The organism is Paraburkholderia unamae (genome assembly GCF_003268775.1).
In the GTDB taxonomy this organism is placed as follows: domain Bacteria; phylum Pseudomonadota; class Gammaproteobacteria; order Burkholderiales; family Burkholderiaceae; genus Paraburkholderia; species Paraburkholderia unamae.
The window spans coordinates 104,908-128,625 of record NZ_QLSU01000004.1; the positions used below are offsets into that span (position 1 = coordinate 104,908).

A 23,718-nucleotide genomic window follows, 5' to 3' on the forward strand; every position below is an offset into this window, starting at 1 on the left:
AGAACTCGTTCAAAGCCGGATCAGCCGGCGAACAACGCATGCTCGGCGCGGACCATCTGGCGGTCCACGGCCTGAAGGCGCCACTGGCCTTCCATCGGCGAGTGCGATGTTTCGCATGACCATGTTGCGTCGCCGTGTGCGGAACTGATTTCCTGACGGCGATTCACATGCAAACCGCGTAGCGTGCACAGCGGCTCGTTTTCGAGCGGCGCGCAAAGCGACGTGACACCATTCACGTCGCGCATTTCACCCCATTCCGGCAGGTCGATCCCTTCGTGAGACTCGCGGGACCAGCGTTGCTGGTCGGTGTCGAGCCAGAGCACTGCATAGTCGTGATTGACGGTCGGATCGGAACCGTTGATCAAGATCGTAAGTCGCATGGCATCTCCACAAAAATGGATCGGGCGCGTCGGCAATTCCAAAGTCTAGGACGTCTGGCGGCGCGCGCAAGCAGATCGTGCAGGACAGATCGTCGCGTGCAGGACGCGTAACGGAACTGACCCTGCCGACGGCCGCGTAAACCCGGCCATCGGCGCGTCGCTATCGGGGAGATTGAAAATCACAATTGGGAACGCAAACACCACAACCTAGATTGATAGTGCGGCGAAGTCGCCCGTCCATGGTGCACCGCACGAAGGCGAATGGCGTCGCGTCCCCACATATCAGATCGAATCGGATGGAGGCACAGATGGCACAGCTAAAGGGCTCGAAGACGGAACAGAACCTCAAGGATGCATTCGCAGGCGAATCGCAGGCCAACCGCCGTTACCTGTATTTCGCAGCCAAGGCCGACGTTGAAGGGCAGAACGACGTAGCGGCGCTGTTTCGCTCGACCGCCGAAGGCGAAACCGGCCACGCACATGGCCACCTCGAATATCTGGAAGCGGTGGGCGACCCGGCGACCGGTCTGCCGTTCGGCACGTCGCGCCTGAATTTGCAGGCGGCGATCGCGGGCGAAACGCACGAATACACCGATATGTATCCCGGCATGGCCAAGGCCGCGCGCGACGAAGGCTTTGACGAAATCGCGAACTGGTTCGAGACGCTCGCCAAGGCCGAGCGCAGCCACGCCAACCGCTATTCGAAAGCGCTGGACGTGCTGGCGGACTGAGGACCGCCGCGTGCCGGGCGCGCCGCATGCGTGGCGCCCGCTATGTACGGCACGCACACATCGCGCGAATGCTTTGCGCGCGCCGGACGCGAACCGGCGCGCGCACGCGCGCATGTTCAGCCGCGGCTTGAGTGGCGGCTTGAGTCGCGCATTCAGCCGCGCATATTGCCGACCAGGCGATAACTAAAAGAAGGAGACGTCATGCCCCACAAGGAAGGCAGTCTCGAAGCACCTACGCGCCATCCGCTCGACTGGCGCTCCGAAGCGTTCTACGACCAGGCCCAGCTCGACACAGAACTCGCTCGCGTGTTCGACATCTGCGCGGGCTGCCGGCGCTGCGTGTCGCTGTGCGGCGCGTTTCCGGCGCTTTTCGATCTCGTCGACGAAACCGACACCGGCGAGGCGCACGACGTCGACAAGTCGCTATACGGCAAGGTCGTCGACCAATGCTATTTGTGCGACCTCTGCTACATGACGAAGTGTCCCTACGTGCCGCCGCATCCGTGGAACGTGGATTTTCCGCATCTCATGTTGCGCGCGAAAGCCATCCACTATCGCAAAGGCGAAGTGAAGCTGCGCGACCGCGTGCTCTCCAACACCGACGCGCTCGGCCAGCTCGCCGGCATTCCCGTGGTCACGCAATCGGTCAACGCCGTCAATCACACGAAGGTGATGCGCGGCGCGATGGAAGACATGCTGGGTGTCGATCGCAAGGCGTGGCTCCCCGACTTCGCCACCCGCAAATTCCGTAACGTTGCAAAACGTGCGTCGACGAGCGAGGTGCGCGAAGGCGAGCGCACGCCGGGCAAGGTCGCGATCTACGCCACCTGTTACGTGAATTTCAACGAGCCCGGCATTGGCCACGACTTGCTCGCGGTGCTCGACCACAACGAGATTCCCTATGAACTCGTGAAGAGCGAGTGGTGCTGCGGCATGCCGCTGCTGGAGCAGGGCAATCTGGAGGGCGTGGCGCACAAGCAGGCGCAAAACATGCCGATGCTCGCGCGTTACGCGCGCGAAGGCTATGCGCTGATCGGCGCGGTGCCGAGCTGCGTGCTCATGTACAAGCACGAATTGCCGCTGATGTTCCCCGACGACGCCAACACCAAAGCCGTGAGCGACGCATTCTGGGACCCGTTCGAGTACCTCGTGGCGCGCCACCGCGACGGCCTGCTCAAGACCGACTTCCGCGCGCCGCTGGGCAACGTGTCCTACCACGTGCCGTGCCACGCGCGCGTGCAGAACATCGGCCGCAAGACCTTCGACCTGCTCTCGCTCGTGCCCGACACCAAGGTGACCGTGGTCGAGCGCTGCTCGGGCCATGCGGGCACGTTCGGCGTGAAGAAGGAGTTTCACGCGATGTCGATGAAGATCGGTACGCCCGTATTCAAGCAGATGGGCCAGGCCGCGCCTAACTTCATCTCGTCAGACTGCCAGCTTGCGGGCCACCACATCGCCCAGGGCATCGAGGAAAACAATCTGGGCGAGCCGCCGCTCGCGCATCCCATCACCTTGCTGCGCCGCGCTTATGGCATTTGAGCGACGCCGCCATCACGATACCGACACGAGGCACGACTCATGACGATCGCGAGAAATTCGCTGTTGACGCTGGAAGCCTACGCGAAGGCGCGGGGCGACATGCGCAAGCGCATCATCGAACACAAGAAGCAGCGTGTCGTTGCGCTCGGCAATCACCTCACGTTCCTGTTCGAAGACGAGGCGACGATCCGCTATCAGATCCAGGAGATGCTGCACATCGAAAAGATCTTCGACGAAGACGGCATTCAGGGCGAACTCGCGGCCTACCTGCCGCTCGTGCCCGACGGCAGCAACCTCAAGGCGACGATGCAGCTCGAATACGAAAGCGAGGTCGAGCGTCGCGCGGCGCTGGCGCGCCTGATCGGCATCGAGGACAAGGTGTTCGTTCAGGTGGAAGGCGAGCCGCCCGTCTACGCGATCGCCGACGAAGACCTCGAACGCGAGAACGCCGAAAAAACCTCGGCCGTGCATTTCGTGCGTTTCGAACTCACGCCGCAAATGAAAGCGCGCCTGCGAGAAGGCGCGGTGCTCACGCTGGGCTGCGATCACCCGAACTACCGCGTGCCCACGCAGACCGTGGACGGCGCGGTGCGCGCCTCGCTGCTCAAGGATCTCGCCTGAGGCGGCGCGCGCTTCGATGCGTCACACGTCCTTGCGGTACATGACAAAGCCAGGCTTGACGGCCACGTCGTCGTAAAGGCGCATGGCCGTGTGATTCGTTTCGTGCGTATGCCAGTACACGCGCGACGAATTCGAAGCCTTCGCATGCGCATACACGGCCTCGATCAGCGCGCGGCCCACGCCCTGGCCGCGCGCGTCTTCCACGGTGAAGAGATCCTGCAAATAGCAGATCGGCCCTTCCATGATCGTGTTGCGGTGATAGATGAAGTGCACGAGGCCGAGCACGCGCTCGCCGCGCACGGCGATGAAGGCGTGCATCGGCTCATAGCCGTCGAAGAAGCGCGACCACGTGGTGCGCGTGATGGCCTCCGGTAGCGCCGTTGCGCCAAAGCGCCCGTAAAAGCGGTTGTAGCCGTCCCAGAGCGGCAGCCATGCGTCGAAATCGTCGGGCGCGACGGCGCGCACCTGAATTGCCGTGTCGGTCAAGTTGTGTCTCCCAATGTGCCGGTGTGGCTTAGGTCAGACTCCCAAGCGTAAGCCACCTGTGGCACCATTGTTAGTCCCACCACAAATGACAATGATGGAGCCACGGCTTTGGACTACGCGTTGATGATGGCAGCCTATGCGAAGCGCGCCGTGCGCAAGCTCACGCAGCAGGACCTGCTTTACGAGAGCCTGCGCCGCGCGATTCTCGACGGCGACATCGGCCGCGGCACGCGCCTCGCGTCGAGCCGCGCGCTCGCGGAGCAGCTTGGCATCGCGCGCAATTCGGTGCTCTACGCGTATGAGCGGCTGGTGGAGGAGGGCTTCGTCAACGCCACGCGCCACGGCTCGGTGGTCAACGTGGTCAAAGCGGGCGGCGCGACGACGCCTGCGCAACTCGCGCCGAAAGAAGACAGCGCACCGGTGCTCTCGCGCCGCGTGCGCGACCTGCCTCCGCGCCGCCTGAGCAACGATGGCGCCAAGGCGCTGCGTCCGGGCGTGCCCGCGCTCGACCAGTTTCCGTATGCGCAATGGCGCACGGCGGTCGAGCGCGCGCTGCGCGAATTGCGCGCGCACGACCTGGGCTATGGCGACAGCGCAGGCATGCCCGCGCTGCGCCAGGCCATTGCGCAGTACGTGCGCGTGTCGCGCGGCGTGCGTTGCCGGCCGGAGCAGGTGTTCGTGACGGACGGCACGCAGTCGAGCCTGGACTTGTGCGCGCGCTTCTTCGCGGACGCGGGCGAGCGCGCGTGGATCGAGAACCCGGGCTACCTGGGCGCGCGCGTGGCCTTCGCGGGCGCGGGGCTGCAACTCGTGCCCATGAGCGTGGACGCCGCGGGCATGAACGCGCGCCCCGAGGACTGGCGCGAGCGGCCGCCGCGCCTCGTCTACCTCACGCCTTCGCATCAGTATCCGCTGGGCAGCGTGCTGAGCCTCGAGCGGCGTCTCGCGCTGATCGAGCACGCGCGCGCGTGCGGCGCGTGGATCGTGGAGGACGACTACGACAGCGAACTGCGCCACGACGGGCCGCCCTTGCCGTCGATCCAGGGCCTGGCCGACGACGCCCCCGTGCTCTATCTCGGCACCTTCAGCAAGACGCTCTTTCCGGCGTTGCGCATCGCCTTCATGATCGTGCCGCCGCGCGTGGTCGCGCCGTTCGCGCAGGCGCACCGCACGCTCATGCGCCAGGGGCGCGTGGCGGAGCAACTGGCGCTGGCGGAGTTCATCGAAAGCGGGCGCTACGCGCGCCATTTGCGGCGCATGCGCAGGCTCTACGAGGAGCGTCGCGACGGCCTGGTCGCGGCAATCGACAAGCATCTGCGTGGTTTGATGACGGTGTCGGCCGACGCCGGCGGCATGCACTTGAGCGTGCGTCTGGACGCGCCGCTCGCCGACGTGGACGTGAGCGAAGCGGCGCGTGCACACGGGCTGCATCTCTCGCCGCTGAGCTCGTATTGCCTCGAAGCGCCCGATGCGGCGCGCTACAACGGCTTCCTGCTCGGCTACGCCGAAACGCCGCCGCACGCGGCCGACGCGCACATGCAAACGCTCGCGCGGATCATGCGCGAGCGTTTGCCTACGGCTTACTGATGCCCCGCGATCGCATGCGGCAGATAAGGCGCTTCGAGCGCCTTGATCTCTTCCGCGGTGAGCTTTAGCGAGAGCGCCGCAACAGCGTCTTCGAGATGCTGCGGCTTCGAAGCGCCGATGATCGGCGAGGTGATGCCGGGCTTTTGCAGCAGCCAGGCCAGCGCGACCTGCGCGCGCGGCACATCGCGCGCACGCGAGATGGTTGCGACCGCATCGATGATGGCGTGATCCGCTTCGGCGCCGTAGAGCGTCTTGCCGAAGCTGTCGGTGGATGCGCGCTCGCTCGTGGCGTTCCAGTCGCGCGTGAGGCGGCCGCGCGCAAGCGGGCTCCACGGCATCACGGCAACGCCCTGGTCGGCGCACAGCGGCAGCATTTCGCGCTCCTCCTCGCGATAGAGCAGGTTCACGTGGTTCTGCATGCTGATGAACTCGGTCCAGCCGTGCTGGCGCGACGTGTAGAGCGCCTTGCTGAACTGCCACGCGTGCATGGACGAAGCGCCGATATAGCGCGCCTTGCCGGCCTTCACGACGTCGTGCAGCGCTTCGAGCGTCTCTTCGATGGGCGTGTTGTAGTCCCAGCGGTGGATCTGGTAGAGATCGACATAGTCGGTGCCGAGGCGCTTGAGGCTATGGTCGATTTCCGTGAGGATGGTCTTGCGCGAAAGACCCTGGCCGTTGGGGCCGGGCCGCATGCGGTTATAGACCTTGGTGGCGAGCACGATGTCGTCGCGCTTCACGAAGTCGCGCAGCGCCCGCCCGACGATTTCCTCGGACGTGCCGTCCGAGTAGGTGTTGGCCGTGTCGAAGAAGTTGATGCCGGCATCGAGTGCCTGGCGGATGAGCGGGCGGCTGGCTTCCTCGCCCAGCGTCCACGGGTGCGTGCCGCGTTCGGGCACCCCGTAGGTCATGCAACCAAGACAAAGACGCGAAACTTGCAGCCCTGTCGAGCCGAACCTGACGTAATCCATTGCTGTTGCTCCTGGCGAAAAAGCGGATGAAGCAGAAGAGGGGCGCGCGCCGCACGAGGGCAGCGGACTTTCGCAAGGGTATAACAGCCAGGCGGAACGTGCAGGACATGCCGTTTCAGAACATCTCCATCACGCGGTGATAAAGCATGCCGATCTCCAGCGCGGGCCGCCGCCACGCGGGGCCGCCGGGAAAGCGCGCGTGCCGCAGTTGCGCGAACAGGTCGAACGACGCGCGCTCGCCCACGATGGCTTGTGCCACGACCCGCCCCGCGATGCCGGTGAGCGCCACGCCGTGCCCCGAGAAACCTTGCACGTAGTAATAATTCGGATCGATGGCGCCGAAGTCGGGCGCGCGGTTGCGCGTGACATCGACAAAGCCGCCCCAGGCGTATTCCACGCGCGCGTTCGCGATCTGCGGGAACACGTCGCTCATGCGCTTTTGCATGGCCGCCGTGAGTTGCGCGGGCGCGGCGCCCGTCGAATCGGCGCGTCCGCCGAACAGCATGCGGTCGTCGGCCGACACACGGAAGTAGTCGAGAAAGAAGTTGTTGTCGCACACGGCGGAACGTTGCGCGATCAACGAGTCGGCCAGCTCGCGGCCGAGCGGCTCAGTGGCGATGATGTACGAGGCAATCGGCGCGATGCGTGCGGCCACGTCGCCCGGCAACACGCCGCCGGGCGCGGCGTTGCAGCACGACACCACGAACCCGCAGCGCACTTCGCCGCGCGCGGTCTTGACCACGGGCCGCGCGCCGCGCACGACTTCGAGCGCGGGCGTATGCGCGAACAGTTGCGCGCCCTCGCGCCGCGCGGCGGCGGCAAGGCCGAGGCAGTACTTGAGTGGATGCAGATGCCCGGAAACCGGATCGTAGACGCACGCGAGATAACGTTGCGACGCCACGTGAGCACGCGTGGCGTCGGTGTCGAGCCACTCGAGCCGGTCGTAACCCCAGCGCGTGCGCGCGGCGTCCATCCACGCGCGCAGGTCCGGCACGCGCTTGGGCCGGGTCGCGACGGTCAGATAGCCCGGCGTGAAGTCGCAGTCGATGCCGTAGCGCGCAATGCGCTCGCGCACGAGGTTCACGCCTTCGATGGAAAGCGCCCACGCCGCGCGGATGCCTTGCGCGCCGAGCTGCTTTTCGAGCACTTCGTCCTTCGCGAAGCCCACGAGTGTCTGGCCGCCGTTGCGGCCCGAAGCGCCCCAGCCGGGGCGATGCGCGTCGAGCACCACGACCGAGAGGCCGCGTGCGCGGCACTCCAGTGCGACCGAGAGCCCGGCGAAACCCGCGCCGATCACGCATACGTCGGCGTCGATCGCGCCCACGAGCGCGGGGTCGTCGTCGGTGGGGCGCGTGGCGGTGGCTTCGTAGTACGAGTGGCGGGCGAGCGCGTCCGCCTGGGCGTCGAGGTCGAGTGTCATCAGAGCAGGTCCTTCATTCGATACCACGCCATCGCAAGCACGAGGGCAGGGGTTCGCAGTGTAGCGCCGCCGGGGAAATCGCGGTGACGGATCTTGCCGAACAGGTCGAAGCGCGCGGCCTGGCCGTGGATCGCCTCGGCGATCAGCGTGCCCGCGAGCCCCGTGGTGTTCACGCCATGGCCCGAGAAGCCCTGCGCGAAATACACCGTGGGCGAGAGCCGGCCGAAGTGCGGCGCGCGGTTCATCGTGATGTCCACGTAGCCGCCCCATGCGTAATCGACCTTCACATCGGCGAGTTGCGGAAACGTCATGAGCATGTCGCGGCGCATCGCTTCGCCAAGGTTGGGCGGCGCGAACGTGGAATAGCTCACCTTGCCGCCCCAGAGCAGCCGCGTGTCCGGCGCGGGCCGGAAATAGTCGAGCACGAAGCGGCTGTCGCACACGGCGGCCTGGGCAGGCATCAGGGCGTTCATGCGCGCGTTGCCCAGCGGCTCGGTGGCGATCACGTACGTGCCCACGGGCATGATCTTGCGCGCGAGCGCCGGCGCGAGATCGCCCAAATACGTATTGCATGCGAGCACGACGAATTTCGCGCGTACGTTGCCGCGCGCGGTTTCGACGACATGCGTGCCGCTTTCGTCGCGCAGGCGCGTCACGGCGCTGTTCTCGAACACGCGCACGCCCGCCTCCACGGCCGCGCGCGCCAGGCCGAGCGTGTAGTTGAGCGGGTGCAGATGGCCGCTATCGGGGTCGTAGAGGCCGCCTGGATAGCGCGTGGATTGCACGTAACGGCCAACGCCGTCGCCGTCGATGTACTGGAAACGGTCGTAGCCAAAGCGCTGCGCCGCTTCATCGCGCCAGCGCTTGAGCGCTTCCACGTCGCGCGCCTTGTTGGCGGCGGTGAAATAACCCTCCGTGAGCGCGCAGTCGATGCCGTGCTGCCTGACGCGGCGCTTCACGATATCGAGCGTTTCGAGGCCCATGTCCCAGATCTGCCGGACTTCGGCTTCCGGCATGAACTGCGCGAACGTGTCGATATCGCACGCGTAACCGCCGATCAGTTGCCCTCCATTGCGACCGCTTGCGGCCCATCCCACTCGCGAGGCTTCCACGAGCGCGACGCGGTAGCCGCGTTCGGCGAGATTGAGGGCGGCGGAAACGCCCGTGAGGCCCGCGCCCACCACGCAGACATCGGCATCGAACGTGCCTTCCAGCATGGGGTGCGCTGAACTGTCGTTGGCGGTGGCCGCGTACCAGGACGGGGCGTGAGGCTGACTGGCGAATTTGAGCATAGGGAAAGCGTACAAGGAAAAAACGGGCGACAGCCTGAAACCGCGAAGGCCGCCGCCCGCCACAACGTCGTCAGAACGAGTAGATGAACTGCGCGCCCAGCAAATCGTTGCTCTTGCCGTACGAGCCGTCGTCGTGCAGGAACACGCGCTGCGTGGCCCAGTCGTGACGATATTCGACCTTCACGGTGATCTGCTGCGTCGGGTAGAACAGCAGGTCGAGCGCCACGTCCTGGCGCGTCGCGCCCTTGCACTCGAAGCCGAAGCCGCCGCCCGCCTGCGAATTCGCCAGGCAGTCCGCACCAATGCCGAAGCCGTTGTACGGGTCCATGCCGTTCGAGTTCTGGACGATGCCGCCGCCGCCGCCGCCGTTCTTGCTGTTGGCGAGCAGGTCGTAGCGCAGCGTGGCGCCCATGCGGCCCACCACCGGTGCATTGAACTTGCGGTGCGCGAGCAGCGAGAAGCCGTACCACTGCGCGTTGCCGCCGTTGAACGCGGCGCGTTGCTGCTGGCCGTAGTCGACTTCGGCGTTGTACTGGATGTCCGCGAGCGTGTAGGTCGCATCGACCTCGCCGAAGAAGAAGTAGCCGCCCGAGCTCGACGCCTGGCCGCCCACGCCGTACACGGCCTGGCCCGTGGTCGAATCGAATGCGCTCGGCAGCGTCTGGCGGCCGATGTTGAACGAGCCGCCGATATCGAGCGCGCTCGACCACGTGTAGTCGGCGCGCGCCGTGAACGTCGGGATCTTGTTGCTCGTGGTGATCGGGTCGCCCAGCGCGTTCTGGCCCGTCTGCACGACCGCGCCGTTGGTGCGGTACTGCTCGTTGCCGATCATGAACTTGAAGGCCCACTGGCTGCCGTCCGGCGTGTAGTTCCAGCCGATGCCCACATAGCTGCCCGGATCCGAGAAGTCGTAGAGCAGATTGTGCGTGAGCGTGAGCATCTGGTTGGACTGCTGCACCTCGTAGCCCCCGAAGCTCGGCATGAGACCGGCGACGAACGTGCCCGTGGACGTCACCGGCACGGTGATGACCGCGGTATTCAGGATGTTGTTGCCGATCTCGCCGTGCTCGTTTTGCAGCAGCGTGATGCCATTGCCGCGATTGGGCATGAGCGTGATTTCGGCCGAAGGCGCCATCGGACCGACACCGAAGGTCTTCTTGATGTCGAGGTAGACGTCGCCGAACGTGCTGTTGAAGTAGTTGTACGAGCCGGTGTGGTTCGCGAACAGGAACGACGAGGTGCCCGGCGCGCGGTTGTAGATATACGTCGGGTCGATGTAGCCGGTGATCGAAAGACCCGCGAGCGGGCCGGTCGTGGCGGCGTCCGTGAGCGAGTCGACCTTGAGCTGCTGGCTCGCGATCTGCTGCTTCATGGCGTCGACTTCGTCGTTGGTCAGGTGCGCCTGTGTCTTGCCGTAGTCGGGCGAGCTGATGTCGACCACCGGCGCCGCCGCGCTCGCCGGGACGACGATCGGTGCCGCCGCCGTCTTCGCCGTGGCCTTCGTGGCACTCTTCGTTTCAGCCAGTTCGCTCTTGAGCGATTTCACCTCTTTTTGCAAGGCGTTCAACTGCGCTTGCAGGGCCTTGATCTGTTCGCTGGTCGAGTCCGCTAGCGCGAGCCCTGGCAGCGCCCCGGCCACCAGCAGACAGATTAACTTCTTCTTCATTGAAATTCTCCTTGTTGGTCGTTATTGCTGGTCATTCAACATGCCGGTAAGGCGCGGCGGGTGGTACGCCGCGCCTGGTTATCTGGCAGTCCTCATCAGGCGGCGCGCCGGCCGATGGGCGAGCCGATCGCTGCGGCGGGCGCGGCCGGCGTGATGGCTTCGGCGGGATCGGGCTGGACGAAGGCGAGCTGCATGTCGCGCATGCGCTTCTTCTCGCGCGCGCTCATCAACTGGTTCACGGCGATCACACCGAGCGTGACGGCGGTGATGAAGAGCGTGGCGAGCGCATTCATCTCCGGATTCAGGCCGAGGCGCACGCGCGAGAACACGACGAGCGGCAGCGTGGTCGAGCCCGGCCCGGAAAGGAACGCGGAGAGCACGAGATCGTCGATCGAGAGCGTGAACGAGAGCAGCCAGCCCGAGAGCAGCGCCTGGGAAATGAGCGGCAGCGTGATGACGAAGAACACCTTGAGCGGCGTGGCGCCGAGATTGAGCGCGGCCTCTTCGAGCGACTTGTTCATCTCCTTCACGCGCGACTGCACGATGATCGCCACGTACGAGACGCACAGCATGACGTGGCCGATCCAGATGGTCACGATGCCGCGACCCTTGGGCCAGCCGAGCATCTGCTCCAGCGCGACGAAAAGCAGCAGCAGCGAAATGCCCTGGATGACCTCGGGAATCACGAGCGGCGCGTTGATCATGCCCGTGTAGAGCGTGAAGCCGCGAAAGCGCCCGAAGCGCGCGAGCACGAACCCCGCCCACGTGCCGATCACGACCGAGGCGAACGCCGTCATGAGGCCGATCTTGAGCGAGAGCCAGGCAGCGCTCAGCAACTCGTCGTCCTGCAACAGCGCCGCGTACCACTTCAGCGAGAAGCCGGACCAGACTGTGACGAGCTTCGACTCGTTGAACGAGTACACGACGAGGCTGATGATCGGGATATAGAGGAACAGAAACCCGAAAGTGAGAACGCCAGTGGAGAGCGTACGGTTGGGCTTGATCATTTGCCTTCCTCCAGTTCCTTGACCTGGTAGTACTGAAAGACCGCCATCGGCACGAGCAGAAGCAGCACCATCGCCACCGTGACGGCGGAGGCCATCGGCCAGTCCATGTTGTTGAAGAACTCGTCCCACATCACGCGGCCGATCATGAGCGTGTCGGCGCCGCCGAGCAGTTCGGGGATCACGTACTCGCCAACCGCGGGAATGAACACGAGCAGACTGCCCGCGATGATTCCGTTCTTCGCGAGCGGCAGCGTGATGCGCGTGAACGCCACCCAGGGCTTTGCGCCCAGGTCGTAGGCGGCTTCGAGCAGCGTGAGGTCCATCTTCACGAGGTGCGCGTAGAGCGGCATCACCATGAAGGGCAGGTACGAATAGACCATGCCGATATAGACGCCCGCGTCGCTGTGATAGAGGCGCAGCGGCGAATGAATCAGTCCGATGGCGATGAGCGTGTGATTGAGCAGGCCGTCGTCCTTGAGAATGCCGATCCACGCATAGACGCGGATCAGGAACGACGTCCAGAACGGCAACATGACGCCCATCATGAGCAGGTTGCGCGTGGCCGGGTTCGAGCGCGCGATGTAGTAGGCAATGGGAAAGCCGATCAGCAGGCAGAAGAATGTGGACACGGCCGCCATCTTCAGCGAGCTGATATAGGTGGCGATGTAGAGGCTGTCCTGGAGCAAGAACGCGTAGTGGCTCAGTTGCAGCGCGAAGTGCACCATGCCGTCCTTCATCTCGACCAGGTTCGAGTAGGGCGGAATGCCCATCACCTGGTCGGCGAAGCTGATCTTGAGCACGAGCACGAAGGGCAGCGCGAAGAAGAGCGTGAGCCACACGAACGGCACGCCGATCACGGCGGAGCGGCCCGAGGGCACGAAACGCGAGAGCAAACGCACGATTGCCGGGCGGCGCGCATGGCCGCTTGCGGACGTTGCCCCCGACGAAGCGGGAAGAGAGGTACTCATGTTCCGTTCTCCTTACTGCGTGAGCACGACGCCACTGGCGGGCGACCACGAGACATAGACGTCGTCGTTCCAGGCGGGCGCGCCGTCGTTCATGAGGTGCGAGCTGGAGAGGTTCGAGACGACCACCTTGCCGCCGGGCAGGCGCACGTGATAAAGCGAGTAGCTGCCCATGTAGGCGACATCGGTCACCACGCCGCGCGCCCAGTTGTGCGGCGTGCCCGGCCTTTCGCGCGTCACGCGCACGCGTTCGGGGCGCACCGAAATGCCCACGGGCATGCCGAGCGGGCCGGTCACGCCGTGGCTCACATACATGCGCGCTTCGAGGTCCTCGCTTTCCACGTAGATGTGGTCGGGCTCGTCCTCGACGACCTTGCCTTCGAACAGGTTGGTCGAGCCGATGAACTCGGCGGAGAAGCGGCTGTTGGGGAATTCGTAGACTTCGCTCGGCGAGCCGATCTGCACGATACGGCCTTCGCTCATCACGGCGAGCCGGTTGGCCATGGTCATCGCTTCTTCCTGGTCGTGCGTGACCATCACACAGGTGACATCAACTTTCTCGATGATGTTCACGAGTTCGAGCTGCGTTTTCTGGCGGATCTTTTTGTCGAGCGCGGACATGGGTTCGTCGAGCAACAGGAGCTTGGGGCGCTTGACGAGCGAGCGCGCGAGCGCCACGCGCTGCTGCTGGCCGCCGGAAAGCTGGTGCGGTTTGCGCTTGGCATAGCGGCCCATCTGCACGAGGTTCAGCGCGTCGGCCACACGCTCGCGAATCTCGTTCTTGGGCACGCCTTCCTGCTTGAGGCCGAACGCGACGTTCGACTCCACGCTCATGTGCGGAAAGAGCGCGTACGACTGGAACATCATGTTGACGGGGCGGCGGTACGGGGGCAGCGTCGCGAGGTCTTCGCCGTCGACGAAGATGCGGCCCGACGTGGCCGTTTCGAGGCCTGCGAGCATGCGCAGCAGGGTGGACTTGCCGCAGCCCGAGCTGCCCAGCAGGGCAAAGAGCTCGTTCTTGGCAATGTTCAGGCTTACGTTGTCCACGGCGGTGCTTTCGCCGAACTTCTTGACGACGTTTTCGATACGCACGAACGCGTCGTTCTTTGCCGGGGTCGCGCTGACGCGCACAGCTTCTGGGGCGTTGACTTTGGACGTCGGATTCATGATGTGACCTTGGTTCCTTTCTGGTCGCAGTACGCGTTTCTCAGGCGCGAGCCGGCCCGCACGGGGCGCTGGCGCGACTCGCGAACTTAAGTACTGCGAACGGAGCTCGGTAAAGGCTCGCGCGCGTCGTCAGAAAAGGGGGGCGGCGCTGCGCGGCCGGACTTCGGAATTGCGCACTTCAGGCGGAGAGGGGTCGAGCGATCCCTCTTCCGCGCGTTGTCTCCTTCTGCTCCTTCTTGATTCCTTCAGGGAAATCAGGGTGTCAGTGGCCGGTCTTCAACTGCGCCCACAGACGGTTTTCGAGCCGCAGAATCTCAGCCGGCATCGGCTTCATCAGCGTCATCTTCTTGAGCACATCTTCCGGCGGGTACACCGTGGTGTCCTGCGCAACCGTCGGCGTGACGAACTGGCGCGCGGCCTTGTTCGCGGTCGGATAGAACACTTCGTTGGTGATCTGTGCGTTGACCTTCGGGTCCGAGATGTAGTTGATCCACTTCATCGCGTTCTCCGGGTGCGGGGCGTCCTTCGGCACGACCATCACGTCGAACCACAGCAGGCCGCCTTCCTTGACGTTCGAGAACTTGATCTCGTACGAGCGCTTGGCTTCCTCGGCGCGGCGATGCGCGATGCCCACGTCGCCCGACCACGCCACCGCCACGCAAACGTCGTTGTTCACGAGGTCGTTGATATAGCCCGACGAGTTGAACTGGGTGATATACGGGCGGACTTTCTTCAGCACTTCAAAGGCCGCCTGGTAGTCGCCGGGGTTCGTGCTGTTGGGGTCCTTGTGCATGTATTGCAGCGTTGCCGCGAACACGTCCACGGCCTGGTCGAGGAACGAGACGCCGCAGCCCTTGAGTTTCGAAAGGTATTGCGGGTCGAACACGAGCGCCCAGCTGTCCACCGGCGCGCTGGTCCCGAGCGCCTTTTCGACGGCCTGCTTGTTGTAGCCGATGCCGTCGGTGCCGAACGCCCAGGGCACGCCGTACTGGTTGCCCGGATCGGCGTCGGCGATCATGTGCATGAGCACCGGATCGAGATTCGCGAGGTTGGGGATCTTCGACTTGTCGAGCTTCTGGTACACGCCGGCCTGGATCTGCTTGGCCATGTAGTTCGATGTCGGAACAACGATGTCGTAGCCCGAGCTGCCTGCGAGCAGCTTGGCTTGCAGCGTGTCGTCGCTGTCGTAGTTGTCGTATTTGACCTTGATGCCCGACTCCTTTTCGAAGTTGGGGATCGTGTCCTTCGCAATGTAATCGGACCAGTTGTAGACGTTCAGATCGCCGTCGGCCGCCCGCGCGGGCGCGCTCGAAGTGGCCGTGAGGCCCGCGCACGCAGCGAGGGCCGCGATCGCGACCGCATGACGAAGATGACTAACACTCATGTTGTTTACCCCTGAAGGTGAAGATCGGCGGGCGGCTTGACACCCCGTTGTGTACCGCCCGCCGTGGACAAGTCGCGTTATGAAAGACCCAGTTGTTGCGCCGTTGCGTCGACGGCCTTCTTCGCCTTCGACACGATTTCGTCGATCTCACCTCGTGTGACGACGAGCGGCGGCGAGAGCAGCATGCGGTCGCCCGTGGCGCGCATGATGAGGTTGCCGTTGAAGCAGAAGTCGCGGCACATCGTGCCCACGTCGCCGCCGTTCGCGAAGCGCTTGCGCGCCTTCGGATCCTCGGCGAGTTGCAGGCCCGCCACGAGACCCGCGCCCGAAATGTCGCCGATGATCGGATGGTTGGCGAACGTTTCGCGCAGGCGCTGCTGGAAGTACGGGCCCGTATCGTTCTTCACGCTCGCGACGATGCCCTCGTCGCGCAGCAGCTTGAGGTTCGCCACCGCCACCGCCGCGGCAACCGGGTGCCCCGAATACGTGAGCCCGTGATTGAACTCGCCGTGCTCGATGAGCGCCTTCGCGATGCGGTCGTGGATGCCCACCGCGCCCATCGGCACGTAGCCGCTCGTGAGGCCCTTGGCCATGGTGATGAGGTCGGGCTCGAAGCCGAAGTGCTGGTGCGCGAACCATTCGCCCGTGCGGCCGAAGCCGCCGATCACCTCGTCGGCGCACAGCAGGATGTCGTACTTGCGGCAAATGCGCTGGATTTCCGGCCAGTACGTGGAAGGCGGGAAGATCACGCCGCCCGCGCCCTGGAACGGCTCGCCGATGAAGGCGGCCACGTTCTCGGCGCCCAGTTCGAGAATCTTCGCTTCGAGCTGTTGGGCGCGCGCGAGGCCGAATTCCTCGGGCGTCATGTTGCCTTGCGCTTCGCCGTAGAAGTACGGCTGGTCGATGTGCACGATGTTCTCGACCTTCGAGGGCATCTGCTCGTGCATGTAGCCCATGCCGCCGAGCGTGCCGCCCGCGATGGTCGAACCGTGATACGCGTTCCTGCGCGAAATGACGACCTTCTTCGAGGGCTTGCCTTGCGTGAGCCAGAACTGATGCACGATGCGCAGCACCGTGTCGTTGCCCTCGGAGCCGCTGTTGCAATAGAAGAAGTGGTTGAACGGCTCGGGCGAAAGTTGCGCGAGCAGCGCCGACAATTCAATGACGGGCGGGTGCGTGGTCTTGAAGAACGTGTTGTAGAAGGGCAGTTCCTGCATTTGCCGGTAGGCGGCGTCGGCCAGTTCCTTGCGGCCGTAGCCCACGTTCACGCACCAGAGTCCGGCCATGCCGTCGATGATCTGGTTGCCTTCCGAGTCCCACAGGTACACGCCTTTCGCCTTCACGATCACGCGGCTGCCCGCCTTGTTGAGCGAGCCCATGTCCGAGAACGGGTGAATGTGGTGCGCGGCGTCCAGCGCGCGGTACTCGCTCGTCGTGCGTGCGGTCTGCGCGCGCAGCGTCGTGGGAACTTCCTGCATCGCGCTCGCGGGGGCGTCGATCCGATAGCTCATTTTCCAATCCTCCTGGTCTGTTACACGTGCAGCAGCAGGTGTTTGCGTTCCCACGAACTGATCACGCGGAAATACGCTTCGTATTCGGTTTCCTTGAGCGCGAGGTAGGCGCGCACGAACTTCTCGCCGAGAATGCCGTTGAGCGGCTCGCACGCGCTCATCAGCGTGAGGCCCTCTTCGAGATTGCGCGGCAACTGGTACGGCAGCGAATAGCCGTCGCTCACGAGCGGTTCGGTGGGCTTGAGATGCTGCGTCATGCCGAGATAACCGGCCGCGAGCGTTGCGGCGATGGCGAGATACGGGTTCGTGTCCACGCCGGGAATCCGGTTCTCCACGCGGCGCGCGGCAGGCGACGAGTACGGCACGCGGAAGCCCACCGTGCGGTTGTCGTAACCCCAGGCCACGTTGATCGGCGCGGCCATGAAACGCGAAAGACGGCGGTACGAGTTGATGTACGGCGCGAAGATCGGCATGAGCGCGGGCGTGTACTTTTGCAGGCCGGCGATATACGCGTAGAACATGTCGGTGGGCTTGCCGTCCGAACCCGTGAAGAGGTTCTGGCCGCTTTCCGCCGAAACGAGGCTCTGGTGCACATGCATGGCCGAGCCCGGTTCGTTCTCCATGGGCTTCGCCATGAACGTGGCGTACATGTGGTGGCGCAGCGCCGCTTCACGCACCGTGCGCTTGAAGAGGAACACGCGGTCGGCGAGGTTGAGCGGGTCGCCGTGCATGAAGTTGATCTCCATCTGCGCCGCGCCCACTTCGTGAATCAGCGTATCGACTTCGAGTCCCTGAATATCGCAGTACTCGTAAATGTCTTCGAAGAGCGGGTCGAACTCGTTCACCGCTTCGATCGAATACGCCTGGCGGCCCGTTTCGGGGCGGCCCGTGCGGCCCACGGGCGGCGTGAGCGGAATGTCCGGGTCCTTGTTCATGTCGACGAGATAGAACTCGAGCTCCGGCGCGATCACGGGCTTCCAGCCCTTCGCTTCGTACAGTTCGAGCACACGGCGCAGCACACGGCGCGGCGAAATCTCGACAGGCGTGCCGTCGAAGTGCACGCAGTCGTGAATCACCTGCGCGGTGGGGTCGACGGCCCACGGAATGATGCGAATCGTCGAGGGGTCGGGCATGCACACCATGTCGGGGTCGGTGACGCCCGTGAGGCTGCCGTCTTCGGGATAGTCGCCGGTCACGGTCTGGATCATCACGGCTTGCGGCAAGCGCATGGCCTCGCCCGATTCGAACTTGCTGCGCGGAATGATCTTGCCGCGCGCGATGCCCGCCATGTCGGGGATGATCGCTTCGATTTCGGTGATGTGGTGCTTTTTCAGGAATTCGTCGATTTCATGCATGATCTTTCTCTCTGTTCTGTTTGGGCCGGTGTCAGGCGTGGGCGGTGCGCGGCGCATGCGCCACGTCGTGTCCGGCCCCGCCCGGTATTCGCGCCAGCATGCGGTTGCGGCAGGCTTCGCCAAATGCGCGGAAGATGGCGGTTGAGAGCGCGTCGTCGGCGTGCTTCCACTCGGGGTGCCACTGCACGCCAAGGGCAAAGCTGCGGGCGTTCGCCACACTCACGGCTTCGATGAGGCCGTCGGGTGCGAATGCCTCGGCCACGAGGCCCGCACCCAGCTTCTCGATGCCCTGGCCGTGCAGCGAGTTCACGCGCGCTTCGCGTGCGCCGCCTGCCAGTCGCTGCATCACACCGCCTTCCACGAGCTTCAACGCGTGCGCCGGACCATATTGCGTGTCGAGCGGATCGTCCTTGTTCTCGCGATGGTCGTCATAGCGTGCGACGGCATGCACTTGCTGATGCAGCGTGCCGCCGAATACGACGTTCATTTCCTGGAAGCCGCGGCAGATGGCGAGCACCGGCACGCCCGCCTCGATCGCGGCGCGCATGAGCGGCAATGTGGTGGCGTCGCGTGCGGGGTCGTGCAGCGTGCCGGTTTCGCTCGCTGGGCCGCCATAACGATGCGGCTCGACGTTCGAATAGCTGCCCGTGAAAAGCAGGCCGTCCACGGCTTCGACGATGTCCGCCGCCGCCTGGCGCTCGCCGAGCGCGGGCAGCACGAGCGCAAGCGCGTGCGCACCGTCCACCACGGCGGCAAGGTACTTCTCGCCGGCGACGTGCGAAGCGTGCGGTCCCATCATCGTGCGGTCGGCAGTGACGCCAACTAATGGTCTGGTTCGCATGACTAATGATTCAATTCCTTGCCCGCGCGGTTTGAAACCATGCGACGGGCGTGACATGACCTTGCAGTCTTGCTGAACGCAAAACTACAACCCTGTGTGCTCCGGGCAGCGACGCTAACGAATGGCGCTGCGCGTGGAGATCATGTAAGCGGTTCGTTTTCTGCCGTTATGCGGCGCGACGGTATTCAGGCGCGCACAGCCACATCGTTCAGGCGCGACGAGACACCTCGCGGACGAACGACGGCGAAGAAAACGAACGGCGCAGGAAGGAGAGGCGCTAGGGCAGAAGCGACGCGACTTCGTCCGTGTGGACGGCAATGAAGGCGCGTGCGGAAACGGAGTTATGACGCCGCACGGAGCGACGCGAAAGGATCGTGAAGACGGACAGGAACAGGCGAGAGGCAAGCCTGCCGCTACTGCCGTCGGCGAGGGCGGCGCAGTCACTGCGAAGACACCTCGCATGACTACGATCCCACCTCACCAGAGGGCCACGGACTCTCACAATAACACTCGACTGGTTACGTTGAAGGATGTCGGGTTCAAGCATTCGAGGTCGTCAATTTCATTGCGGCTTTACACATTGAACGACATCGATGTATCGCTTTCCAGACCCGGTCGACTTGCTATGTTTCTCGCATAAAACGCGCTTTTTGCGGTGCAACGCGACAGAAACGATGCAATCTTCGACCTGTGTTTCAGCATATACGAGCCAAAAAGGGCGTCAATTATTTTTTCAACTTTTTGATGTCAGCACTTTCCCCGAGAGCCTTGTGAAATAGCACGCTCTGCGAAATATCGGCATCTGCTCTTATATTTCGAATAACTTACAGGGGTTTGTACTGACGCAAAATAAAGCAAACTGATTAGAATATTCAACACGTCCACCGCGCCGTGCACGCGCGTCTTCCCAGCCTACGGTTCTTCATCGTGTCCGAGTCTTCCTCTGTGTCGTCTGAAGTCGCCACGCGACTGCGTTATGTTCGCAAACGCTACGGTTTGTCGCAGCGCGAGCTCGCCAAGCGTGCGGGCGTGACCAACGGCGCGATCTCGCTGATCGAGCAAAGTCGAGTCAGTCCCTCGGTCGGCTCGCTCAAGAAGCTGCTCGAATGCATTCCCATGAGCCTTGCCGAATTTTTCACGTTCGACCTGCGCGAAGGCTCGGACGTCGTGTCGCGGCGCGGCGAAATGCCGAATCTCGGCAATGAGTCCATCGAGTTCTATCTGGCCGGCGCCAACATCAAAGACCGCAACATGGGCATCATGCGCGAGGTCTATCAGCCGCTTGCCGATACGGGCCCGGAAATGCTGACGCACGCGGGGCACGAGGGCGGCGTGGTGGTCGCGGGGCAGCTTGAGCTGACCGTGGACGGCACGACGTGGCTGCTCGACCCCGGCGACAGTTACTACTTCGAAAGCCGTTTTCCGCACCGGTTTCGCAATCCCAGCGCGAACGAAGTCTGCGAAGTGGTGTCGGCGAACTCGCCGCCCACCTTCTGACCCTCCGGGTCGCGCGTACCCGGTTCGCCTTTTGCCACATGCTTTGCTGCAATGCGGCAGGCAAGGCGAATCGCAAATCATTGAGGCATCCTGATGGAAAAGAAAACTCTCGCTTATTGGCAGGACAAGGCCGCGACGCTCTCGATCGAAGGCCGCGCATTCATCGACGGCGCGTATCGCAGCGCCTATTCCGGCCGCACGTTCGACTGTGTGAGCCCCATTGACGGCCGCGTGCTGGCAAGCGTGGCGGACTGCGGCGCGGCGGATGTCGACGCCGCCGTGGGAGCGGCGCGCCGCGCGTTCGACAAAGGTGTGTGGGCGGGGCTGAATCCGCGCGGACGCAAGGCGATCCTGTTGCGCTGGGCCGCGCTCATGCGCGAGCACCTGGAAGAACTCGCGCTGCTCGAAACGCTCGACGCGGGCAAGCCCATTGGCGACACCACGAGCGTGGACGTGCCGGGTGCCGCGTATTGCGTGGAATGGTACGCGGAAGCCATCGACAAGGTGGGCGGCGAAGTCGTGCCCGCCGACCCGCATCTCGTGGGCCTCGTCACGCGCGAACCCATTGGCGTGGTGGCCGCCGTCGTGCCGTGGAATTTCCCGATCCTGATGGCCGCGTGGAAATTCGGCCCGGCGCTCGCCGCGGGCAACAGCGTCGTGCTCAAGCCTTCGGAAAAGTCGCCGCTCACCGCCATTCGCGTGGCGCAACTCGCGCACGAAGCCGGCATTCCAGCGGGCGTGTTCAACGTGTTGCCGGGCGGCGGCGAGCCTGGCAAACTGCTCGGCCTGCATCGCGACGTGGACTGCATTGCCTTCACGGGTTCGACCAATGTGGGCAAGCAGATCATGCAGTATGCGGGCCAGTCGAATCTCAAGCGCGTGTGGCTCGAACTCGGTGGCAAGTCGCCCAACATCGTGCTGCCCGATTGTCCGGATCTGGACCGCGCGGCGAGTGCGGCGGCGGGGGCGATCTTCTACAACATGGGCGAGATGTGCACGGCGGGTTCGCGCCTGCTCGTGCATCGTGACATCAAGGACGTGTTCCTTGCGAAGCTCGTGGAAGCCGCGAAGGCATATAAGCCTGGGAATCCTCTCGATCCGAAAGTGTCGATGGGTGCCATCGTCGACAAGATCCAGCTGGAGCGCGTGCTGAGCTATATCGAGGCGGGCCGCAAGGACTCGAAGCTCCTGACCGGCGGCGAGCGCGTGAACGTGGAGAGCGGCGGCTTCTACGTGGAGCCCACGGTGTTCGACACGCACCATGACGCGAAGATCGCGCGCGAGGAAATCTTCGGGCCGGTGCTCTCGGTCATCACCTTCAGCACGATCGACGAGGCCGTGCGTATTGCCAACGACAGCGACTACGGGCTTGCAGCGGCCGTATGGACTGCGAATCTCACGCACGCGCACGAGATCGCGCGCCGTCTGCGCGCGGGCACGGTGTGGGTGAACTGCTACGACGAAGGCGGCGACATGAATTTCCCGTTCGGCGGCTTCAAGGAGTCGGGCAACGGCCGCGACAAGTCGTTGCACGCACTCGAAAAGTATACGGAGCTCAAGTCCACGCTCGTGCGCCTGCGCTAAGGCAGCGTTCGGCACACGCGGCGGCGTGCCCCTCGGGGCCGCCGCCGCGCTTTTCTGCACGGCTTCACGCAATGCTTACCGGGGTTCCTGCATGACTGACACGCTTCACGGCGACGGCGCGTTCCGCCGCCCCTCGCTTCACGGCTCGTCGATCGAAAACACCTATGCGGGCGCGCTGTCGTTCATGCGCCGCAACTACACGCGTGAACTGAACGGCGTGGACGTCGCGATTTCAGGCGTGCCGCTCGATCTCGCCACGACGTTTCGCTCGGGCGCGCGCCTCGGTCCCTCGGCCGTGCGCGCGGCGAGCGTGCAGCTTGCCGAACTGCATCCCTACCCGTGGGGCTTCGATCCGTTCGAGACGCTCGCTGTGACCGACTATGGCGACTGCTGGTTCGACGCGCACAATCCGTTGACGATCAAGCCCGCGATCGTCGAACATGCGCGCACGATCCTGCGCTCGAACGCGAAGATGCTGACCTTCGGCGGCGATCATTTCATCACGTACCCGCTGCTCATCGCTCACGCGGAAAAATATGGGCGGCCGCTCTCGCTGATCCACTTCGACGCGCATTGCGACACCTGGCCCGACGACGCGCCCGAGAGCCTCAATCATGGCACGATGTTCTACAAGGCCGTGAAAGAAGGGCTGATCGATCCGGATACCTCAGTGCAGGTCGGCATCCGCACGTGGAACGACGACTTCCTCGGCATGCATGTTCTCGACGCCGCATGGGTGCACGAGCACGGCCCGCGCGCGGCGCGTGAGCGCATTCTGTCGATCGTGGGCGAGCGGCCCGCGTACCTCACGTTCGACATCGACTGTCTGGACCCGGCCTTCGCACCCGGAACGGGCACGCCGGTGGCGGGCGGCCTTTCGTCGGCGCAGGCGCTGGCCATCGTGCGGGGGCTCGAAGCGGTGAACCTGATTGGCGCGGACGTCGTGGAAGTGGCGCCCGCTTACGACCAGAGCGAGATCACGGCGCTCGCGGCCGCGCACCTCGCGTGCGACTTGCTGTGCCTGTGGCGGCAACGCAAAGCCGCCGGCAAGTAAGCTTCTTTAACGCTCCACGAGCGCACCGAGATTGGTGCGCACGCGCTGGAGCATGGCGCTGAACTGCTCCGCCTCTTCGGGCGTGAAGCCCGCCAGGGCTTCCGCCTGCACCTCGTCGCCCACGCGCCGCGCGCCCGAGAGCACGCCTTCGGCCCTGGGCGTGAGGCTCACCTGCAATTCACGGCGATCTTCCGGGTTGGGCGTGCGCACGACCCAGCCCCCTTCTTCCATGCGCTCCAGCAGCCGCCCGGCGGAAATCGGGGCGACTTCGAGCAGTTCGGCGAGGCGCGCCTGGTTCATGTCACCGTAGTGCGCGAGGTAGGCGATCATGCGGCACTGCGCGCGCGTGAGTTCGAGCGACGACTTCGCCAGCTCGTCGTAGCGTTTGCCGAAAAGACGGCCCACGTCGACGACCAGGAAGCCAAAGCGCTTTTCGAGGTCGGTAGTCATCGCGCGATTATACGAGGGAGTGTCCCGCCGCGAATGCGCGGGCGCACGTCTTGACGCCCGCAGCGGCATGGCAACAACACCGCATCGATACCGATTGCGTCCAAAGGCGTGAGTCGTATAATAAGCAGGCTTATTATTTCCACGCGCTCCGCCCCCAATCCCGACAACCGCACGACCATTGCACGATGACCGCAGTCATGCAGGACGGCGCCG

General features: G+C 64.3%; 22 protein-coding genes. 7 read left to right on the plus strand and 15 right to left on the minus strand.

Annotated features, from left to right (window positions below; all coding sequences use genetic code 11):
• Window positions 1-20: 20 nt before the first annotated feature.
• Window positions 21-380: a DUF3564 domain-containing protein gene (locus C7401_RS07895; RefSeq protein WP_112170818.1), complete on the minus strand. Its 360-nt coding sequence runs from the start codon at window positions 378-380 to the stop codon at window positions 21-23.
• A gap of 308 nt (window positions 381-688) precedes the next feature.
• On the opposite strand from C7401_RS07895, the gene C7401_RS07900 reads away from it, so the two are divergent.
• The 3 genes from C7401_RS07900 (at window position 689) to C7401_RS07910 (ending at window position 3,271) form a co-directional block, all read left to right on the plus strand.
• Window positions 689-1,111, plus strand: coding sequence for a rubrerythrin family protein (locus C7401_RS07900; RefSeq protein WP_112170819.1), 423 nt, complete (start codon window positions 689-691; stop codon window positions 1,109-1,111).
• A 201-nt stretch (window positions 1,112-1,312) separates the two neighbouring features.
• Window positions 1,313-2,650 (plus strand): heterodisulfide reductase-related iron-sulfur binding cluster, encoded by a 1,338-nt coding sequence (locus C7401_RS07905; RefSeq protein ID WP_112170820.1) that lies wholly within the window; start codon window positions 1,313-1,315, stop codon window positions 2,648-2,650.
• 39 nt (window positions 2,651-2,689) lie between these two features.
• Window positions 2,690-3,271, plus strand: a complete 582-nt coding sequence (locus C7401_RS07910) for a DUF3501 family protein (protein WP_112170821.1) — start codon at window positions 2,690-2,692, stop codon at window positions 3,269-3,271.
• Between the two features lie 21 nt (window positions 3,272-3,292).
• On the opposite strand, the gene C7401_RS07915 is transcribed toward C7401_RS07910, so the two are convergent.
• Complete coding sequence (locus tag C7401_RS07915) at window positions 3,293-3,757, minus strand: GNAT family N-acetyltransferase (protein WP_112170822.1); 465 nt, start codon at window positions 3,755-3,757, stop codon at window positions 3,293-3,295.
• Between the two features lie 108 nt (window positions 3,758-3,865).
• Between C7401_RS07915 and pdxR the strand changes: the two genes are divergently transcribed.
• Window positions 3,866-5,344, plus strand: coding sequence for a MocR-like pyridoxine biosynthesis transcription factor PdxR (pdxR, locus tag C7401_RS07920; RefSeq protein WP_112170823.1), 1,479 nt, complete (start codon window positions 3,866-3,868; stop codon window positions 5,342-5,344).
• Here the strand turns inward: pdxR and C7401_RS07925 are convergent.
• The 12 genes from C7401_RS07925 to C7401_RS45485 form a co-directional block, all read right to left on the minus strand.
• Window positions 5,338-6,312: an aldo/keto reductase gene (locus C7401_RS07925; RefSeq protein ID WP_112170824.1), complete on the minus strand. Its 975-nt coding sequence runs from the start codon at window positions 6,310-6,312 to the stop codon at window positions 5,338-5,340. The genes pdxR and C7401_RS07925 overlap by 7 nt on opposite strands.
• A gap of 115 nt (window positions 6,313-6,427) precedes the next feature.
• A complete protein-coding gene (locus C7401_RS07930) occupies window positions 6,428-7,732 on the minus strand; it encodes an NAD(P)/FAD-dependent oxidoreductase (RefSeq protein ID WP_112170825.1) in 1,305 nt (434 codons plus the stop codon).
• Window positions 7,732-9,024, minus strand: coding sequence for an NAD(P)/FAD-dependent oxidoreductase (locus C7401_RS07935; protein ID WP_112170826.1), 1,293 nt, complete (start codon window positions 9,022-9,024; stop codon window positions 7,732-7,734). Before C7401_RS07935 ends, C7401_RS07930 begins: the two co-directional genes overlap by 1 nt.
• Window positions 9,025-9,094: 70 nt before the next feature.
• On the minus strand, window positions 9,095-10,690 hold the full coding sequence (locus C7401_RS07940) for a DUF3138 family protein (protein WP_112170827.1): 1,596 nt from the start codon (window positions 10,688-10,690) through the stop codon (window positions 9,095-9,097).
• A gap of 95 nt (window positions 10,691-10,785) precedes the next feature.
• Complete coding sequence (locus tag C7401_RS07945) at window positions 10,786-11,697, minus strand: ABC transporter permease subunit (RefSeq protein ID WP_112170828.1); 912 nt, start codon at window positions 11,695-11,697, stop codon at window positions 10,786-10,788.
• Complete coding sequence (locus C7401_RS07950) at window positions 11,694-12,665, minus strand: ABC transporter permease subunit (protein WP_112170829.1); 972 nt, start codon at window positions 12,663-12,665, stop codon at window positions 11,694-11,696. The genes C7401_RS07945 and C7401_RS07950 overlap by 4 nt, the downstream gene beginning before the upstream one ends.
• Before the next feature lie 12 nt (window positions 12,666-12,677).
• A complete protein-coding gene (locus C7401_RS07955; protein WP_112170830.1) occupies window positions 12,678-13,829 on the minus strand; it encodes an ABC transporter ATP-binding protein in 1,152 nt (383 codons plus the stop codon).
• A 262-nt stretch (window positions 13,830-14,091) separates the two neighbouring features.
• Window positions 14,092-15,213, minus strand: coding sequence for a polyamine ABC transporter substrate-binding protein (locus C7401_RS07960; RefSeq protein WP_112170831.1), 1,122 nt, complete (start codon window positions 15,211-15,213; stop codon window positions 14,092-14,094).
• A gap of 77 nt (window positions 15,214-15,290) precedes the next feature.
• Entirely contained in the window at window positions 15,291-16,724 is a 1,434-nt protein-coding gene (locus tag C7401_RS07965) for an aspartate aminotransferase family protein (protein ID WP_112170832.1), read from the minus strand.
• Window positions 16,725-16,744: 20 nt separating this feature from the next.
• Window positions 16,745-18,079, minus strand: coding sequence for a glutamine synthetase family protein (locus C7401_RS07970; RefSeq protein ID WP_112170833.1), 1,335 nt, complete (start codon window positions 18,077-18,079; stop codon window positions 16,745-16,747).
• Between the two features lie 31 nt (window positions 18,080-18,110).
• Window positions 18,111-18,920 carry a gamma-glutamyl-gamma-aminobutyrate hydrolase family protein gene (locus C7401_RS07975; RefSeq protein ID WP_112170834.1) on the minus strand — a complete coding sequence of 270 codons (810 nt, stop codon included), beginning with the start codon at window positions 18,918-18,920 and terminating at the stop codon, window positions 18,111-18,113.
• A gap of 277 nt (window positions 18,921-19,197) precedes the next feature.
• Window positions 19,198-19,422 carry a hypothetical protein gene (locus C7401_RS45485; protein WP_112171111.1) on the minus strand — a complete coding sequence of 75 codons (225 nt, stop codon included), beginning with the start codon at window positions 19,420-19,422 and terminating at the stop codon, window positions 19,198-19,200.
• Between the two features lie 443 nt (window positions 19,423-19,865).
• Here C7401_RS45485 and C7401_RS07985 point away from each other — a divergent pair, with 443 nt between their 5' ends.
• The 3 genes from C7401_RS07985 to speB all read left to right on the plus strand — a co-directional run bounded on the left by C7401_RS07985 (window position 19,866) and on the right by speB (window position 23,055).
• Window positions 19,866-20,417, plus strand: a complete 552-nt coding sequence (locus C7401_RS07985) for a cupin domain-containing protein (RefSeq protein WP_112170835.1) — start codon at window positions 19,866-19,868, stop codon at window positions 20,415-20,417.
• 93 nt (window positions 20,418-20,510) lie between these two features.
• The gene (locus C7401_RS07990; protein WP_112170836.1) at window positions 20,511-22,001 is read left to right on the plus strand and encodes an aldehyde dehydrogenase; all 1,491 of its coding nucleotides are present in this window, start codon (window positions 20,511-20,513) and stop codon (window positions 21,999-22,001) included.
• Between the two features lie 91 nt (window positions 22,002-22,092).
• Complete coding sequence (gene speB, locus C7401_RS07995; RefSeq protein WP_112170837.1) at window positions 22,093-23,055, plus strand: agmatinase; 963 nt, start codon at window positions 22,093-22,095, stop codon at window positions 23,053-23,055.
• A 6-nt stretch (window positions 23,056-23,061) separates the two neighbouring features.
• On the opposite strand, the gene C7401_RS08000 is transcribed toward speB, so the two are convergent.
• Entirely contained in the window at window positions 23,062-23,505 is a 444-nt protein-coding gene (locus tag C7401_RS08000; RefSeq protein ID WP_112170838.1) for a MarR family winged helix-turn-helix transcriptional regulator, read from the minus strand.
• Window positions 23,506-23,718: the final 213 nt, after the last annotated feature.